This window comes from Burkholderia latens, assembly GCF_902499045.1.
GTDB lineage: Bacteria > Pseudomonadota > Gammaproteobacteria > Burkholderiales > Burkholderiaceae > Burkholderia > Burkholderia latens.
Window position 1 is genome coordinate 40,692 of sequence record NZ_CABVPL010000003.1, and the last position, 15,623, is coordinate 56,314.

The 15,623-nt window shown below is 67.1% G+C and carries 13 protein-coding genes; 10 read left to right on the forward strand and 3 right to left on the reverse strand.

What is annotated here, in order from left to right; all coding sequences use genetic code 11:
- Positions 1-55: 55 nt before the first annotated feature.
- The 9 genes from trpB to BSE24067_RS02860 all read left to right on the forward strand — a co-directional run bounded on the left by trpB (position 56) and on the right by BSE24067_RS02860 (position 9,730).
- Positions 56-1,249: a tryptophan synthase subunit beta gene (gene trpB / locus BSE24067_RS02820; protein WP_151062401.1), complete on the forward strand. Its 1,194-nt coding sequence runs from the start codon at positions 56-58 to the stop codon at positions 1,247-1,249.
- A 9-nt stretch (positions 1,250-1,258) separates the two neighbouring features.
- The gene (locus tag BSE24067_RS02825) at positions 1,259-2,110 is read left to right on the forward strand and encodes a DNA-methyltransferase (RefSeq protein WP_151062400.1); all 852 of its coding nucleotides are present in this window, start codon (positions 1,259-1,261) and stop codon (positions 2,108-2,110) included.
- Positions 2,111-2,151: 41 nt separating this feature from the next.
- Positions 2,152-2,970, forward strand: a complete 819-nt coding sequence (gene trpA / locus BSE24067_RS02830; protein WP_151062399.1) for a tryptophan synthase subunit alpha — start codon at positions 2,152-2,154, stop codon at positions 2,968-2,970.
- A 67-nt stretch (positions 2,971-3,037) separates the two neighbouring features.
- Positions 3,038-3,910: an acetyl-CoA carboxylase, carboxyltransferase subunit beta gene (gene accD / locus BSE24067_RS02835; protein ID WP_040139428.1), complete on the forward strand. Its 873-nt coding sequence runs from the start codon at positions 3,038-3,040 to the stop codon at positions 3,908-3,910.
- 100 nt (positions 3,911-4,010) lie between these two features.
- On the forward strand, positions 4,011-5,321 hold the full coding sequence (gene folC, locus BSE24067_RS02840) for a bifunctional tetrahydrofolate synthase/dihydrofolate synthase (protein WP_151062398.1): 1,311 nt from the start codon (positions 4,011-4,013) through the stop codon (positions 5,319-5,321).
- A gap of 29 nt (positions 5,322-5,350) precedes the next feature.
- On the forward strand, positions 5,351-6,196 hold the full coding sequence (locus tag BSE24067_RS02845; RefSeq protein ID WP_151062397.1) for an SPOR domain-containing protein: 846 nt from the start codon (positions 5,351-5,353) through the stop codon (positions 6,194-6,196).
- Positions 6,197-6,202: 6 nt separating this feature from the next.
- Positions 6,203-6,697, forward strand: a complete 495-nt coding sequence (locus tag BSE24067_RS02850) for a CvpA family protein (RefSeq protein WP_151062396.1) — start codon at positions 6,203-6,205, stop codon at positions 6,695-6,697.
- 51 nt (positions 6,698-6,748) lie between these two features.
- Positions 6,749-8,281, forward strand: coding sequence for an amidophosphoribosyltransferase (gene purF / locus BSE24067_RS02855; RefSeq protein ID WP_151062395.1), 1,533 nt, complete (start codon positions 6,749-6,751; stop codon positions 8,279-8,281).
- A gap of 258 nt (positions 8,282-8,539) precedes the next feature.
- Entirely contained in the window at positions 8,540-9,730 is a 1,191-nt protein-coding gene (locus BSE24067_RS02860; protein ID WP_151062393.1) for an O-succinylhomoserine sulfhydrylase, read from the forward strand.
- 100 nt (positions 9,731-9,830) lie between these two features.
- Here BSE24067_RS02860 and BSE24067_RS02865 read toward each other — a convergent pair whose 3' ends face one another.
- The 3 genes from BSE24067_RS02865 to BSE24067_RS02875 are packed head-to-tail and all read right to left on the reverse strand — an operon-like array spanning position 9,831 to position 12,926.
- Positions 9,831-10,784, reverse strand: a complete 954-nt coding sequence (locus BSE24067_RS02865; RefSeq protein WP_151062392.1) for an NAD-dependent epimerase/dehydratase family protein — start codon at positions 10,782-10,784, stop codon at positions 9,831-9,833.
- A complete protein-coding gene (gene gmd / locus BSE24067_RS02870) occupies positions 10,771-11,817 on the reverse strand; it encodes a GDP-mannose 4,6-dehydratase (protein WP_151062391.1) in 1,047 nt (348 codons plus the stop codon). Before gmd ends, BSE24067_RS02865 begins: the two co-directional genes overlap by 14 nt.
- 35 nt (positions 11,818-11,852) lie before the next feature.
- Complete coding sequence (locus BSE24067_RS02875; RefSeq protein ID WP_151062390.1) at positions 11,853-12,926, reverse strand: acyltransferase family protein; 1,074 nt, start codon at positions 12,924-12,926, stop codon at positions 11,853-11,855.
- Positions 12,927-13,421: 495 nt separating this feature from the next.
- On the opposite strand from BSE24067_RS02875, the gene BSE24067_RS02880 reads away from it, so the two are divergent.
- Positions 13,422-15,614 carry an NHL repeat-containing protein gene (locus tag BSE24067_RS02880; RefSeq protein WP_170297395.1) on the forward strand — a complete coding sequence of 731 codons (2,193 nt, stop codon included), beginning with the start codon at positions 13,422-13,424 and terminating at the stop codon, positions 15,612-15,614.
- Positions 15,615-15,623 lie beyond the last annotated feature (9 nt).

A 15,623-nucleotide genomic window follows, 5' to 3' on the forward strand; every position in this document is an offset into this window, starting at 1 on the left:
TGCAAGCCGGTGCGGCCCCGACAGCCGGGCGCACCGACCGATCGAGAGTGACACCATGTACAACCTTCCTGATGATCGCGGCCACTTCGGCCCGTATGGCGGCGTGTTCGTCGCCGAAACGCTGATTCATGCGCTGGACGAACTCCGCACCGCGTATGACAAATTCCGGAACGACCCCGATTTCGTCGCCGAATACGAGCGCGAACTGAAGTACTTCGTCGGCCGTCCGTCGCCGATCTACCACGCGCAGCGCTGGAGCGAGACGCTCGGCGGCGCGCAGATCTACCTGAAGCGCGAGGACCTGAACCACACCGGCGCGCACAAGATCAACAACGTGATCGGGCAGGCGCTGCTCGCGAAGCGGATGGGCAAGAAGCGCGTGATCGCCGAAACCGGCGCCGGCCAGCACGGCGTCGCGACGGCGACGATCTGCGCCCGCTTCGGGATGGAGTGCATCGTCTACATGGGCGCCGAGGACGTGCGCCGCCAGGCCGCGAACGTGTACCGGATGAAGCTGCTGGGTGCGACGGTCGTGCCGGTCGAATCGGGTTCGCGCACGCTGAAGGATGCGCTGAACGAGGCGATGCGCGACTGGGTCACGAACATCGAAACGACGTTCTACATCATCGGCACGGTCGCGGGCCCGCACCCGTATCCGGCGATGGTGCGCGACTTCCAGCGCGTGATCGGCGACGAATGCAAGGTGCAGATGCCGGAACTCGCGGGCCGGCAGCCGGACGCGGTGATTGCGTGCGTCGGCGGCGGTTCGAACGCGATGGGCATCTTCTATCCGTACATCGACGATACGTCGGTGCAACTGATCGGCGTCGAAGCGGCCGGCGACGGCCTCGACACCGGCCGTCACGCGGCGTCGCTGATCGCCGGCAGCCCCGGCGTGCTGCACGGCAACCGCACGTACCTGCTGCAGGACGACAACGGCCAGATCATCGAGACGCATTCGGTGTCGGCCGGCCTCGACTATCCGGGCGTCGGCCCCGAGCACGCATGGCTGAAGGACAGCGGCCGCGCGCAGTACGTGCCGATCACCGACGACGAGGCGCTGAAGGCGTTCCACGACTGCTGCCGGATCGAGGGAATCATCCCCGCGCTCGAGTCCAGCCACGCGATCGCGTACGGCGTGAAGCTCGCGCCGACGTTGCCGAAGGACAAGATCCTGCTCGTCAACCTGTCGGGCCGCGGCGACAAGGACATGCACACGGTCGCCGAGCGATCGGGCATCGCGCTCTGACCGCCACCGATGCGTGACCTGATCGAACAACCGGGCGGCGGCGCCGCGAGCGAAGCGGACGCGGCGCAGCCCGCCGTCGCCGTGCCCTGCGCACCGCCGTCCGGGATCGAGCTGCACAACCGCGATTTTCTGACCGAAGCCGCGCGCCTGCCGGATGCGTCGATCGACCTGATCGTCGCCGATCCGCCATACGGGCTCGGCAAGGACTACGGCAACGACTCGGACAAGCGTTCCGGCGACGACTTCCTCGCGTGGACGCGCGAGTGGCTCGAGCTCGCGATTCCGAAGCTGAAGCCGAGCGGGTCGATGTACATCTTCTGCACGTGGCAGTACGCGCCGGAAATCTTCAGTTTTCTGAAGACGAAGCTCACGATGGTCAACGAGATCATCTGGGACCGGCGCGTGCCGAGCATGGGCGGCACGACGCGCCGTTTCACGTCGGTGCACGACAACATCGGCTTTTTCGCGGTTTCCAAAGCGTATTACTTCGATCTCGATCCGGTCCGCATCCCGTACGACGCCGACACGAAGAAGGCCCGCTCGCGCAAGCTGTTCGAAGGCAGCAAGTGGCTCGAGATGGGCTACAACCCGAAGGACGTCTGGTCGGTCTCGCGCCTGCATCGGCAGCACGCGGAGCGCGTCGATCATCCGACCCAGAAGCCGCTGGAAATCATCGAGCGCATGGTGCTCGCGAGTTGCCCGCCGGGCGGCCGCGTGCTCGATCCGTTCATGGGCAGCGGCACGACCGCGGTGGCCTGCGCACGGCAGGGGCGCGACTTCGTCGGCTACGAGATCAACGAAAGTTATTGCGCGATTGCGCACGAGCGCGTGAGCGCGCTCGCCGCGCAGGCGTGCGAGTGAGCCGCGCCGCCGCAGCGCCGATCGCATCAAGGAAAATTGCCATGTCCTCCCGTATCCAGCAGACCTTCGCCGCACTCGCCGAACAGGGCCGAAAGGGCCTGATCCCGTTCATCACGGCCGGCGATCCCGATCCCGCGAAGACCGTCGAATTCATGCACGCACTCGCCGAAGGCGGCGCCGACGTGATCGAGCTCGGCGTGCCGTTCTCGGACCCGATGGCCGACGGCCCGGTGATCCAGCGTTCGTCGGAACGCGCGCTCGCGCGCGGCGTCACGCTCAAGAGCGTGCTCGCCGACGTCAAGCGCTTTCGCGAGACCGACCGGACAACCCCCGTCGTGCTGATGGGCTATGCGAACCCGATCGAGCGGATGGGCGTCGACGCGTTCGCGGCCGAAGCGCAGGCGGCCGGTGTCGACGGCGTGCTGGTCGTCGACTATCCGCCCGAAGAGGCGGGCGTGTTCGCCGAAAAAATGCGCGGCGCGCAGATCGATCCGATCTTCCTGCTCGCGCCGACGTCGACCGACGAACGCATCGCCGACGTCGGCAAGATCGCGAGCGGCTACGTGTACTACGTGTCGCTCAAGGGCGTGACCGGCGCCGGAAATCTGGATGTTTCGAGCATTGCGGGTAAAATCCCGGCCATCAAGTCGCGCGTGCCGGTTCCGGTGGGCGTCGGCTTCGGGATCCGCGACGCCGAAACGGCGCGCGCGGTGGCCGAAGTGTCGGACGCCGTCGTGATCGGCAGCCGCCTGGTGCAGCTGCTCGAGAGCGCTGCGCCGGAAGGCGCCGCCGCCGCGCTGAAGACGTTCATCGCCGAGCTGCGCGCCGCCCTCGACGGCGCCGGCGACACGGCGCGATAAACACAACACAGGAAGCGGGAACGGGCCGCGTCGGCCCGCCCCGCCACGGAACAGGAAACCATACACGATGAGCTGGCTCGACAAACTGTTGCCGCCGAAGATCAAGCAGACCGACCCGAAAAGCCGCAAGGGCATTCCGGAAGGCCTGTGGGTCAAGTGCCCGTCCTGCGAGGCCGTGCTGTACCGCAACGACGTGGACGCGAACCTGCACGTGTGCCCGAAGTGCGATCACCACATGCGCATCGGCGCGCGCGAGCGCCTCGACGGGCTGCTCGATCCGGAAGGCCGCTATGAAATCGGCCAGGAAGTCGTGCCGGTCGACTCGCTGAAGTTCAAGGACAGCCGCAAGTACCCCGATCGTCTGAAGGAAGCGATGGACGAGACGGGCGAGACCGACGCGATGGTCGTGATGGGCGGCGCGATCCATACGCTGCCCGTCGTCGCGGCCTGCTTCGAGTTCTCGTTCATGGGCGGCTCGATGGGTTCGGTCGTCGGCGAGCGCTTCGCACGCGGCGCGCAGAACGCGCTGGAACAGCACGTGCCGTTCATCTGCTTCACCGCGTCGGGCGGCGCGCGGATGCAGGAAAGCCTGCTGTCGCTGATGCAGATGGCGAAGACCACCGCGATGCTGACGAAGCTGGCCGAAGCCAAGCTGCCGTTCATCTCGGTGCTGACCGACCCGACGATGGGCGGCGTGTCGGCGAGCTTCGCGTTCCTCGGCGACGTCGTGATCGCCGAGCCGAAGGCGCTGATCGGCTTCGCCGGCCCGCGCGTGATCGAGCAGACGGTTCGCGAGAAGCTGCCGGAAGGCTTCCAGCGCGCGGAATTCCTGCTGAAGACGGGCGCGATCGACATGATCGTCGATCGCCGCAAGATGCGCGACGAGATCGCGCAGCTGCTCGCGCTGCTGCAGCGACAGCCGGCCGACGCGCTGGCCTGACAGGCGCGGCGTTGTGAACTGCGCGCGCCGCCCGGCTGAACCGCCGGGCGGCGCGTTTCGTTTTTTGGCGTAGTGGCGGTACCGATTCAGATTTGATCCGATGAGCACTTTTCCCACTCTCGACGCGTGGCTTTCGCATCTCGAACGCGCACACCCGGTCGGTATCGACATGGGCCTCACCCGTATCGGCCAGGTCAAGGCGGCGCTTCAGCTAGACTTCGCGTGCCCCGTGATCACGGTCGGCGGCACGAACGGCAAGGGCTCGACCTGTGCGTTCCTCGAGGCGATTCTCGTGCACGCGGGTTACAAGGTCGGCTGCCACACGTCGCCGCATCTGCTGGAATTCGCCGAGCGCGCGCGCGTGAACGGGCAGCAGGTCGGCGATGCCGAGCTGCTGCCGCATTTCGAGGCCGTCGAAGCGGCGCGCACGTCGCTGCCGGAGCCGGTGTCGCTCACGTACTTCGAATTCACGACGCTCGCGATCCTGCACCTGTTCGCGTCGCGCGGCCTCGACGCGGTGATCCTCGAAGTCGGCCTCGGCGGCCGGCTCGATGCGGTCAACATCATCGACACCGATTGCGCGATCGTCACGAGCATCGACATCGACCACACCGAATACCTCGGCGACACGCGCGAGAAGATCGCGTTCGAGAAGGCCGGTATCTTCCGCGCCGGCAAGCCGGCGATCTGCGGCGATCCGGCAGTGCCGCACACGCTGGTCGACCATGCGAACGCGATCGGCGCCGACCTGTGGCTGGTCGGGCGCGATTTCCGCTACGAAGCGCAGCCGGGCGCCGAGCGCCAGCAATGGAGCTACCTCGGCCGCGACAAGCGTTATCCGGCGCTCGCGTACCCGGCGCTGCGCGGCGCGAATCAGCTGATCAATGCGTCGGCTGCGCTGGCCGCGCTCGAGGCGCTGCGTCCGGTGCTGCCGGTCTCCGCGCAGGACATCCGGCTCGGGCTCGCGAACGTCGAACTGCCGGGGCGCTTCCAGGTGCTGCCCGGCAAGCCCGCGATCGTGCTCGACGTCGCGCACAACCCGCATGCGGCCGCCGTGCTCGAGCAGAATCTCGGCAACATGGGCTTCTTTCCGTACACGTACGCGGTGTTCGGTGCAATGCACGACAAGGATATCGACGGCGTGCTGCGGCACCTGAAGGGCGAGATCGACCACTGGTGCGTGACCGATCTGCCGCTGCCGCGCGCGGCCTCCGCGGAGCAGCTCGAAGCCGCGCTGCGCAAGGCCGGCGTGGAGGAGGGGCCGGATTCGAGCGTCACGCGCTTCGCGTCGCCCGCCGACGCGTTTCGCGATGCACTAAAAAGAGCATCCGAGAATGATAGAATCGTGGTTTTCGGCAGTTTCCATACGGTGGCGGGTGTGATGGCCTACCGGAAATCGCAGCAACACTGACTGACGGGCAGTTTCGGACTCAGCCATTCATGGGAATTTTCTCGTTCGGCAAGAAAGACGACGACGCGCCCCCGCGGCGCGGCGGTCGTACCGGGGCTTCCCGGAACGTGCGCACGGAGCGCACTGAACGTGTCGAGCGCCGCACGCGCCGCACCGAGCGTCCGGAATCGGACGCACTGCTCCTCGATCCGACCCTTCCTGAAAAGCAACGCGCGCGCCGGCGTCTGGTCGGCGCGATCGCGCTCGTCGTCGCCGCGGTGATCGTGCTGCCGATGGTGCTCGATTCGCACCCGAAGCCGGTCACGGACGACATCGCGATCGACATCCCGAACCGGCCCGCTCACCAGGCCGTCGCGCCGCGCGACGACGATGCAACCGACGTGCAGGCGGGCGTCGCGCACGACGAGCCGCCGGCGTCCGATGCCGCGGTGGCCGCCGTTCCGGCGCCCGCGAAAGATGCGGCGAAGCCGGCCGCGAAACCCGATACCACGACGTCGACGACCACGGCCAGCGTGGCGCCGGCGAAGCCCGCCGCCAAGCCGGCCGCGCCCGCGCCCGCGGCGAAGCCTGTCGCACCGAAGCCGGCGCCTGCGGCGGTCGCGAATGCCGACGCCGCGGCCGACAGCGGCGACGCATCGTCGCCGGCGTCGCCGGCCGGTGCGCGCTTCGCGGTGCAGCTCGGGTCGTTCAAGGACGACGCGACGGCCCGTTCGTGGGCCACCAAGTTGAAATCCGCGGGCGTACCCGCATATGTCGAGCATCGCAAGCAGGCGGACGGCAGCACGGCTACACTGCTGCGTGCCGGCCCGTTTGCGGATCGCGCGGCGGCGTCCGCCGCGATCGCGAAGGTGCGCGAAGCCGGACTCACGCAGTAACGTGCGATGCTGACGGCTTTCGACTACGCTGTATTGGCGGTGATCGCGTTGTCCGCGCTGCGTGGCGCATGGCGCGGTTTCGTCTCGGAGATTTTCGGGCTGATCGGCTGGATCGCGGCGGTCGTGATCGCCGCCCGCTATGTCGGACTGGTGGTGCCGTATATCCCAGCGAACTGGCCGGGCGGCGCGCTGACACAGTGGGTGCTTGCGTTCGCACTGATCGTGATCGGCGTCGTGTTCGTCGCGGGCGTCGCGAACGCGCTGTTGTCGCGGATCGCGCAGGCGACGGGCCTCGGCGGCGTCGATCGCTCGCTGGGCATGATGTTCGGGCTGGTCCGCGGCTGCGTGCTGGTGGTGCTGCTGGTCGCGGCGGCCGGGCTGACCGAATTGCCCAAACAGGATTTCTGGCGCAATGCGCTATTGCGTCCTATCGCCGAACAGGGCGTGCACGAGCTGAAGCAGCTCCTGCCCGACGGCATGGCCCAGTACGTACGCGTGTGACGACGCGGCCGGGCAGGACCGAACCGATTTTGTCATCTTGAAGGACATGCCATGTGCGGCATCGTAGGCGTTATCTCCCAATCCCCGGTCAATCAGCTGATCTATGACAGCCTGCTGCTGCTGCAGCATCGCGGTCAGGACGCAGCGGGCATCGCGACGGCGGACGGCAGCAATTTCCACATGTACAAGGCGAACGGCATGGTGCGCGACGTGTTCCGCACGCGCAACATGCGCAGCCTGCCCGGTACGTTCGGCATCGGCCAGGTCCGCTATCCCACGGCCGGCTCGGCGTCGAGCGAAGCCGAGGCGCAGCCGTTCTACGTGAACGCGCCGTTCGGGATCATCCTCGCGCACAACGGCAACCTGACGAACTGGGAACAGCTGAAGGACGAGATGTTCCGGATCGACCGCCGGCACATCAACACCAATTCCGACAGCGAAGTGCTGCTCAACGTGTTCGCACACGAGCTGCAGCTGTCGACCACGGGCCTCGAACTCGACCCGGCCGCCGTGTTCAAGGCGGTCGCGGGCGTGCACCGCCGCCTGCAGGGCTCGTACGCGATCGTGTCGCTGATCGCCGGCTACGGGCTGCTCGCGTTCCGCGATCCGTTCGGCATCCGCCCGCTCTGCATCGGCAAGCTCGAGACCGAAAACGGCACCGAATGGATGGTCGCGTCGGAGTCGGTGGCCGTCGAAGGCATCGGTTTCGAATTCGTGCGCGACGTGCAACCGGGCGAAGCGATCTTCATCGACAAGGCCGGCAACTTCCACAGCCAGCAGTGCGCGGAAAACCCGACGCTGAATCCGTGCATGTTCGAATACGTGTATCTCGCGCGTCCGGACTCGTGCCTCGACGGCGTGCCGGTCTACAACGTGCGCCTGCGCATGGGCGACTACCTCGCCGAGAAGATCAAGCGCGAGCTGCCCAACGTGCCGATCGACGTCGTGATGCCGATTCCCGACTCGTCGCGCCCCGCTGCGATGCAGGTCGCCGCGAAGCTCGGCGTCGAGTATCGCGAAGGCTTCTTCAAGAACCGCTACGTCGGCCGCACGTTCATCATGCCGGGCCAGGCCGTGCGCAAGAAGTCGGTGCGCCAGAAGCTCAACGCGATGAGCATCGAATTCAAGGACAAGCACGTGCTGATCGTCGACGACTCGATCGTGCGCGGCACGACGTCGCACGAGATCGTGCAGATGGCGCGCGATGCGGGCGCGAAGTCGGTGATCTTCGCGTCGGCGGCGCCGCCGGTGAAATTCCCGAACGTGTACGGCATCGACATGCCGACGCGCGGCGAGCTGGTCGCGCACGGCCGAACCGACGAGGAAGTCGCGAAGATCATCGGCGCCGATTACCTGATCTATCAGGACGTCGACGACCTGCGCCGCGCGGTGCGCGACATCAACCCGAAGCTCGAGCGCTTCGAGGCGTCGTGCTTCGACGGCGACTACATCACCGGCGCGGTGACGCCCGAGTACCTCGATGCGATCGAGCGCGCGCGCCTCGCGCCGGCGTCGCAGGCCGATCGCGATACGGCCAGCGATGCCGCGCGTTCGCAGATGAACCTGCAACTGTCGGTCGAATGATGCCGGCGCACGCTTCCGACGAAGCGTGATAGGATGTCGCCTTGCGTCGATTTGATTCAGCTTGCGGACGCGGGGCGACTTCCCAAAACAGCTAAAGCGAAGGCCGGCGGCAGCCGGCCCGAGTCGATCGCTGTCGTACCGCACCGAAGCCCGCTGATGCCGACGCATAGCGGGCTTTTTGTTTTGGCCTGACTTTGTGGCTGGGCGCGCGCCCGATGCATGACCGCCGGCGCGACCCTCGAATACGGAAAACGGAACATGGACGACTCCCTCAACTTCGACACGCTCGCCGTGCGCGCGGGCACGCAGCGCAGCGACTACAACGAGCACTCGGAAGCGCTGTTCCTCACGTCGAGCTTCTGCTTCACGAGCGCGGCGGAGGCGGCCGAGCGCTTCGCGAATTCGGAAGACTATTTCACCTATTCGCGCTTCACGAACCCGACCGTCACCATGTTCCAGGATCGTCTCGCCGCGCTCGAAGGCGGCGAGGCCTGCATCGCGACGGCGTCGGGGATGGCCGCGATCATGTCGGTCGTGATGTCCGCGCTGCAGGCGGGCGATCATCTCGTCAGCTCGCGCAGCCTGTTCGGCTCGACGCTCGGGATGTTCTCGCAGATCTTCAGCAAGTTCGGCATCACGACGACGTTCGTCGATCCGACCGACCTGAACGCCTGGCAGGAAGCGGTGCGGCCGGAGACGAAGATGTTCTTCCTCGAAACGCCGTCGAACCCGCTGACCGAACTCGCCGACATCGAAGCGATCGGCAGGATCGCGAAGGCCGCGAACGCGCTGTTCGTGGTCGACAACTGTTTCTGCAGCCCGGTGCTGCAGCAGCCGCTGAAGCTCGGCGCCGACGTCGTGATGCATTCGGCGACGAAGTTCCTCGACGGGCAGGGCCGCGTACTCGGCGGCGCGCTGGTCGGCTCGAAGGAATTCATCATGGGCAAGGTATTCCCGTTCGTGCGCAGCGCGGGCCCGACGCTGTCGGCGTTCAACGCGTGGGTGCTGCTGAAGGGGATGGAGACGCTGTCGCTGCGCGTCGAGAAGCAATCGGCGAACGCGCTCGAAATCGCGCGCTGGCTCGATGCGCATCCGGCCGTGGCGCGCGTGTTCTATCCGGGGCTCGAATCGCATCCGCAGCATGAGCTCGCGAAGCGTCAGCAGAAGGCGGGCGGCGCGATCGTGTCGTTCGAGCTGAAGGGCGACACGCCGGAGCAGCAGCGCGCGAACGCATGGCGCGTGATCGACGGCACGAAGCTGATCTCGATCACCGGCAACCTCGGCGACACGCGCACGACGATCACGCATCCGGCGACCACCACGCATGCGCGGATCACGCCCGAAGCGCGGGCGGCCGCGGGGATCACCGAAGGGCTGATCCGCGTCGCGGTCGGGCTGGAAGACGCGCGTGACCTGCGCAACGATCTCGCGCGCGGCCTCGAGGGCTGAGCCCGGCGGCACCGTTTTCGGCGCCGGCATGACGACGGGCCGCTCGACTTCGAGCGGCCCGTTCTTCTTGGCCGGCGGAGAGCGTGCGGCGCCGCGGGAATCAGCGGGCCGGCGCGTTGCGCATGGCGTCCATCATCCAGCGCAGCGTTTCATCGAGCGGCGTCACCGGCAGCTCGCCCACCGCGCGCCGCAGCTTGTCGCGCGAGCCTGACAAGCTCTTTACTTCGTTGTGCCGGACGAAACGCGGATCGATCGTCACGTCGATCACGTAGCCGGCGATCCGCGCCAGCATCGCCAGCACCTCCTTCAGCGAATACGCGCGCTCCGAGCAGACGTTGAACGTCTCGCCGGCCGGTGCGGCTTCGAGCAGCTTCAGGTACGCGGCCGTCACGTCGCGCACGTCGGAGAAATCGCGGCTCACGTCGAGATTGCCGAGCGAAATGCGCGGCGCGTTGCGCGCATAGTGCGACACGAGCTTCGGCAGCAGATACGCATCGTCCTGGCCGACGCCGGTGTAGTTGAACGGCCGCGCGATCACGATCGGCAGGCGGTCGGCCCACAGCTTCGCGGCGTACTCCATCGCGAGCTTGCTGACCGCGTAGTCGTTCGCGGGCGCGGGCGGCATCGTTTCGTCGAGCACGCCGGCCGTCGAATTGCCGTAGACGTTCGCGCTGCTCGCGAGCAGCACCGCCGACGGGCGGCTGTCGAGGCCCGCCAGCGCGGCCAGCAGATTGCGCGTGCCGACGATGTTGACCGCGTAGGTTTGCGACGGGTCGTCCTGCGCGACGTGCGCGCGTGCGGCGAGATGCACGACCGCATCAGGCCGCGCATCGGCCGCGGCCGCACGCATGGCATCCGCGTCGAGCAGGTCGACCGGCAGCAGCGTGCAGTTCGCGAGAACCGGATCGTCGGGGCGCGCCGCGCCGGGCGCGACGGTACCCCACACGTGGTAGCCGGCCGCGACGAGCCGCTGCGCCATGTAGCGGCCGGTGAAGCCCGTCAGGCCCGTGACGAACGCACGGCGCGACGGGCGGCCGGCTTCAGTACGTGTCATGGTGACGATTCCGCGTCAGATCGGCTTCGACCATCATCTGGCAAAGCTGTTCGAGCGTCGTCTTCGGCGCCCAGCCGAGCTTCGATTTCGCCTTGTCCGCGCAGCCGATCAGCAGGTCGACTTCGGCAGGGCGGTAGAACTTCGGATTCACTTCGACGAGCACGTTGCCGTTCGACGCATCGATGCCGCGCTCCTGCTCGCCCTTGCCGGTCCATTCGATCTGGTAGCCGGCCGCCGCGAACGCCATCCGCACGAAGTCGCGCACGGTCTCGGTGCGATTGGTCGCGAGCACGTAGGTGTCCGGCTCGTCGGCCTGCAGCATCCGCCACATCCCTTCGACGTATTCGAGCGCGAAGCCCCAGTCGCGCTTCGCGTCGAGGTTGCCGAGCTCGAGCTTGGTCGCCTTGCCGAGCTTGATCTTCGCGACGGTGTCGGTGATCTTGCGCGTGACGAACTCGCGCCCGCGCAGCGGCGATTCGTGGTTGAACAGGATCCCGCTGCAGCCGAACAGGTCGTAGGACTCCCGATAATTCACGGTCATCCAGTGCGCGTACAGCTTCGCGACGCCGTACGGGCTGCGCGGGTAGAACGCGGTCGTTTCCGTCTGCGGGATCGCCTGCACCTTGCCGAACATCTCGGACGTCGACGCCTGGTAGAAGCGCGTGTTCGGGCTCACCACGCGAATCGCCTCGAGCAGGTTCAGCGGGCCGATGCCCGTCACGTCGGCGGTCGTCGCGGGCTGGTCGAACGACACGCCGACGAAGCTCTGCGCGGCCAGGTTGTACAGCTCGTCCGGTTGCGTGCGTTCGAGCAGCCGCATGCTGGAACCGGCATCCGTCAGGTCGTGCTCGACGAGCGACAGGTTCGGGTGCGTATCGACGCCGAGTTCGGCGATGCGCCAGAAGTTGACCGAGCTGGTGCGGCGGTACGTGCCGGTGACTTCGTAGCCCTTGTCGAGCAGCAGCTTGGTCAGGTAGGCGCCGTCCTGCCCCGTGATCCCCGTGATGATGGCCTTCTTGCGGTTTTGGCTCATGGCAATGTCCTGGTCGAAACGATGGATTGAGAAAGTCAGGCGGTCGTGCGCGCAGCGGCGGGCACCGCGCCGCGGACCGGGCCGCGCGTCAGGCGGCGCTCGAAGCCGTACCAGCTCACGGTCGCGTACGCGAGCGTGATCGCGAGCGCGAGCGCGGCCGTGACGAAGCGGTTCAGATGCAGCGGCCACAGCGCATACAGCACGCTCAGGTGAATCAGGTAGACGGTGTAGCTGACCGTGCCGACGTAGACGAGCAGCGGATTCGTCAGCACGCGCTGCACGAGGCCGCGTCCGCGCAGCGCGATCACGACGATCGACGTGCACAGCAGCAGCGAGATGCTGTAGAGCGCGGCATTCGACATCGGCGTGTTCGCCGCGCGAAAGCGCGGGAACGACAGGTGCAGCCAGCCGAGGATCGCGAGCGACACCAGCGCGCCGGCGATCGCGAGCGGATAGAACGGCTCGAGCGCGCGCCGGTCGCGGCGCAGCACGATCGCGAGCAGCGCGCCCGCGGCGAGCAGGTCCATCCGGAACGGCGTCAGGTAGTAGATCGGCCAGAACGAATCGAACCACGGCGTCGCGATCGCGCGCAGCACGGGCGCGGCGACGATCAGCGCGGCGGCGATCCACAGCAGCGCGCGCTCGGAGCACCACAGCACGACGAACGGCCAGAAGATGTAGAACTGCTCCTCGACGGCGAGCGACCACAGCACGTTCAGGCTGTCGTGGCCGATGCTGCCGAGCGACAGCCCGATGTTGGTCGAGAAGAACGCGAACCACGGCCAGTGCGGCAGCCAGCTCGCGCCGAACAACAGCGTCGACACGACGAGCAGCAGCACGTACGGCGGCAGGATCCGGCGCACGCGCCGTGCGTAGAAGTGGCTGAAGTACGACTGTCCGCGTGCTTTCCGGTCGAGCAGGATGCCGGTGATCAGCAGCCCGCTCAGCACGAAGAACAGGTCGACGCCCATCCACAGCGGCGCCTTCAGCGCGTGCTGCAGGAACACGGCGCCCACCGCGATCGCGCGCAGCCCGTCGAGCTGCACGATGCGGCCGTGCTGGCCGGGTTGCGGCGGGGCGAGCTCGGCGGTGCGCGAGATGCCCGTCATCGCGCCGCTCCTTCGCAACGCGCGGCACGTGCCGCGGCGCGCCGCGCATCCGATGCGTGAACGTAATGCATGCGTTTAAAAAGAAATATGGAATCGAAATCGATTCTAGGGAAAAGAAATCGGCAAAAAAACGCGTGTCATTTATCGGGCTGAAAGCATTCGAATGACGCCGGGTTCAATCGCCGAATGAAAGGTTTGCAGGCTGCACGGCCCGGCGGGCGGGACCCGGCGGCATTTTCTACGGATCCCTCCGCGAAAGCCGGTCGATATTGCCGCTTTGCCGGGCCTGAATGCCGCTGTCCAGGCGCAATATTTCAGGCCGAAACATCCCCAAATATTTCCAAATTTCTTGTGATTATTTTTGCTTGTAACCTGCATCGCGACGTTTGAAACCCATTTAGAGCGGCAGGCCATCCGCGAGCGCAGCACGCCGCGGTGCCGGTCGCTTTCGCATCGAGTCTGGAGAGCGCATTGCGACGTCTGATTCTGGTTGGCATGACGGTGTGCGCGGCGCTGTCCGCGAGCGCCGCCGCGGCTGAAACCGTGTTGCCCGCGACCACGTCGTGGATCGGCAACACGTTCGGCTATGGCGACGGCAGCTGGACGCAGATCGACATTCGCGCGATCGCGGTGACGCCGGACGGCAAGGTGTATACGAACGCGCCGTGGGACGAGAGCGGCGCCGAGGCGAGCGTCTACCAGGACGGGAAGATGCTCGGCTTCGCCGGCGGCACGCACGGCTGGGGCAACCTCGGCGGCAACGCGGTCGCGGTGAACAGCAAATATGCGTACGTCGCGATCGGCGTCGGCAACGAGCGCGGCCATCTGCAGGCGCCCGGCATCTGGCCGGACAAGGGCAAGCAGTGGTTCGGCATCTCGCGCCGCACGATCGGCGACATGAAGCAGCCGGCGCCGTTTCGCGCGGCGCCGCAGGTCGCGCCGGGCGGGCGCGCCGACGCCGGCCGCGCGCGAATGGCCGCGAGTTTCATGGTGGTGAACGAGGTGCCCGCGCCGGCGCGCTCGGAAGTCGGCGAGTCCAAGGCCGAAGTCGGCGGCCTCGCGGCCGACGACAAGACGCTGTTCGCGACGAACCCGTCGCATGACGCGGTCGACGTCTACGACGCCGACACGATGCAGAAGAAGGGCACGTGGAGCGCGCACGAGCCGGGCCGCATCGCGCTCGCCGGCGACGGCACGCTGTGGCTGCTGACCGATACGCTCGGCGGGCCCGCGCGTCTCGTGCACGTGCGCGCGGACGGCCGCAAGCTCGACGACGCGCCCGCGCTGCCCGAAGGCACCGACGCGGTGGACGTGGCGGTCGACGCGAAAGGGCGCGTGCTGATCGCGGACAACGGCCCGCGCCAGCAGATCCTGATCTTCTCGAAGGGCGGTAACGGCTATGCGCCGTCCGGCACGCTCGGCGAGCGCGGCGGCATCTTCGCGGGCCCCGTGCCGGGCCGGCCGGGGCCGCAGCGCTTCAACGGGCTGACGGGTGTCGGCGTCGATCGCGCGGGCAACATCTATGTATCGATGAACGGCATCGGCCCGCGTCACGACACGATCGGCGCCGGGCTCGGCGCGGTGCTCGAAAGCTACACGCCGGACGGCAAGCTGCGCTGGCAGGTGCAGGGGCTGCTGTTCGTCGACGGCGCGTGGCTCGATCCGTCGCGGCCGAACAGCGTGTACACCGGCAACAAGCGCTTCGAGCTCGACCTGTCGAAGCCGCCCGGCCAGGACTGGAAATACGCCGGCTTCCTGTCGAACCGCTTCAAGTATCCGGACGATCCCGTGTTCCACACCGATCAGTATCCGGGCATGCCGATCGCGCGGCGTATCGACGGCCGCACGTTCCTGTACCTGACCGACATGTACGCCGATCACCTGAAGATCTACCGCTTCGACGCGAAGCGCGACGGCGAGGTCGCGATTCCGTCGGGCCTCATCGCGGGCCGCGCGCGGCCGGTCGACAAGGTGCCGAACAAGCCGCCGGGCGGCGACTGGCTGTGGCGCGACACGAACGGCAACGGCCGGCTCGACGCCGATGAATTCACGACCAACACGACCGGCAAGGCGAAGGCGGGCGGCTGGGGCTGGTGGGTCGACACGAAGGGCGACATCTGGCGCACGAGCGACGTGCGCGGCATTCACCGCTTCGCCTACGGCGGACTCGACAAGGCCGGCAACCCGATCTACGCGTACGACAAGGTCACGACCTATCCGATGCCGCAGCCGTTCACGCAACTGCGCCGCGCGATCTACGAGCCGCAGACGGACACGCTGTACGTAACCGGCTATACGGCCGATGCGCCGCCGCAGCCGGGCATCAACAAGGAAGTCGGCCGCGTGCTGGTGCGCTTCGACAAGTGGTCGAGCGGCTCGCCGGTGGTGCGTTACCAGGTCGCGCTGCCGTGGCAGCTCGACGCGAAGCCGATCCTCGACCTGATCGGGATCACGGTCGAAGGCCGCTACATCTTCACGGTGGAGCCGGTCGGCAAGATCCACGTGTACGACAAGGAAACCGGCAAGGAAGCCGGCGTGATGAGCCCGGGCGCGGAAGTCGGCAAGGCGTCGGGCTGGGTCGACGTGCCATTCGGCATCAGCGCGTTCCGGCGCGAGAACGGCGAATACCTGGTGTTCGTCGAGGAAGACGCGCGCGGCAAGGTGCTGATGTATCGGTGGAAACCGTGACGGGCGGGC

Coding starts and splice junctions, on each gene's coding strand:
- trpB (WP_151062401.1), top strand. CDS start 56: ATGTACAACCTTCCTGATGATCGCGGCCACTTCGGCCCGTATGGCGGC.
- BSE24067_RS02825 (WP_151062400.1), top strand. CDS start 1,259: ATGCGTGACCTGATCGAACAACCGGGCGGCGGCGCCGCGAGCGAAGCG.
- trpA (WP_151062399.1), top strand. CDS start 2,152: ATGTCCTCCCGTATCCAGCAGACCTTCGCCGCACTCGCCGAACAGGGC.
- accD (WP_040139428.1), top strand. CDS start 3,038: ATGAGCTGGCTCGACAAACTGTTGCCGCCGAAGATCAAGCAGACCGAC.
- folC (WP_151062398.1), top strand. CDS start 4,011: ATGAGCACTTTTCCCACTCTCGACGCGTGGCTTTCGCATCTCGAACGC.
- BSE24067_RS02845 (WP_151062397.1), top strand. CDS start 5,351: ATGGGAATTTTCTCGTTCGGCAAGAAAGACGACGACGCGCCCCCGCGG.
- BSE24067_RS02850 (WP_151062396.1), top strand. CDS start 6,203: ATGCTGACGGCTTTCGACTACGCTGTATTGGCGGTGATCGCGTTGTCC.
- purF (WP_151062395.1), top strand. CDS start 6,749: ATGTGCGGCATCGTAGGCGTTATCTCCCAATCCCCGGTCAATCAGCTG.
- BSE24067_RS02860 (WP_151062393.1), top strand. CDS start 8,540: ATGGACGACTCCCTCAACTTCGACACGCTCGCCGTGCGCGCGGGCACG.
- BSE24067_RS02865 (WP_151062392.1), bottom strand. CDS start 10,784: ATGACACGTACTGAAGCCGGCCGCCCGTCGCGCCGTGCGTTCGTCACG.
- gmd (WP_151062391.1), bottom strand. CDS start 11,817: ATGAGCCAAAACCGCAAGAAGGCCATCATCACGGGGATCACGGGGCAG.
- BSE24067_RS02875 (WP_151062390.1), bottom strand. CDS start 12,926: ATGACGGGCATCTCGCGCACCGCCGAGCTCGCCCCGCCGCAACCCGGC.
- BSE24067_RS02880 (WP_170297395.1), top strand. CDS start 13,422: ATGACGGTGTGCGCGGCGCTGTCCGCGAGCGCCGCCGCGGCTGAAACC.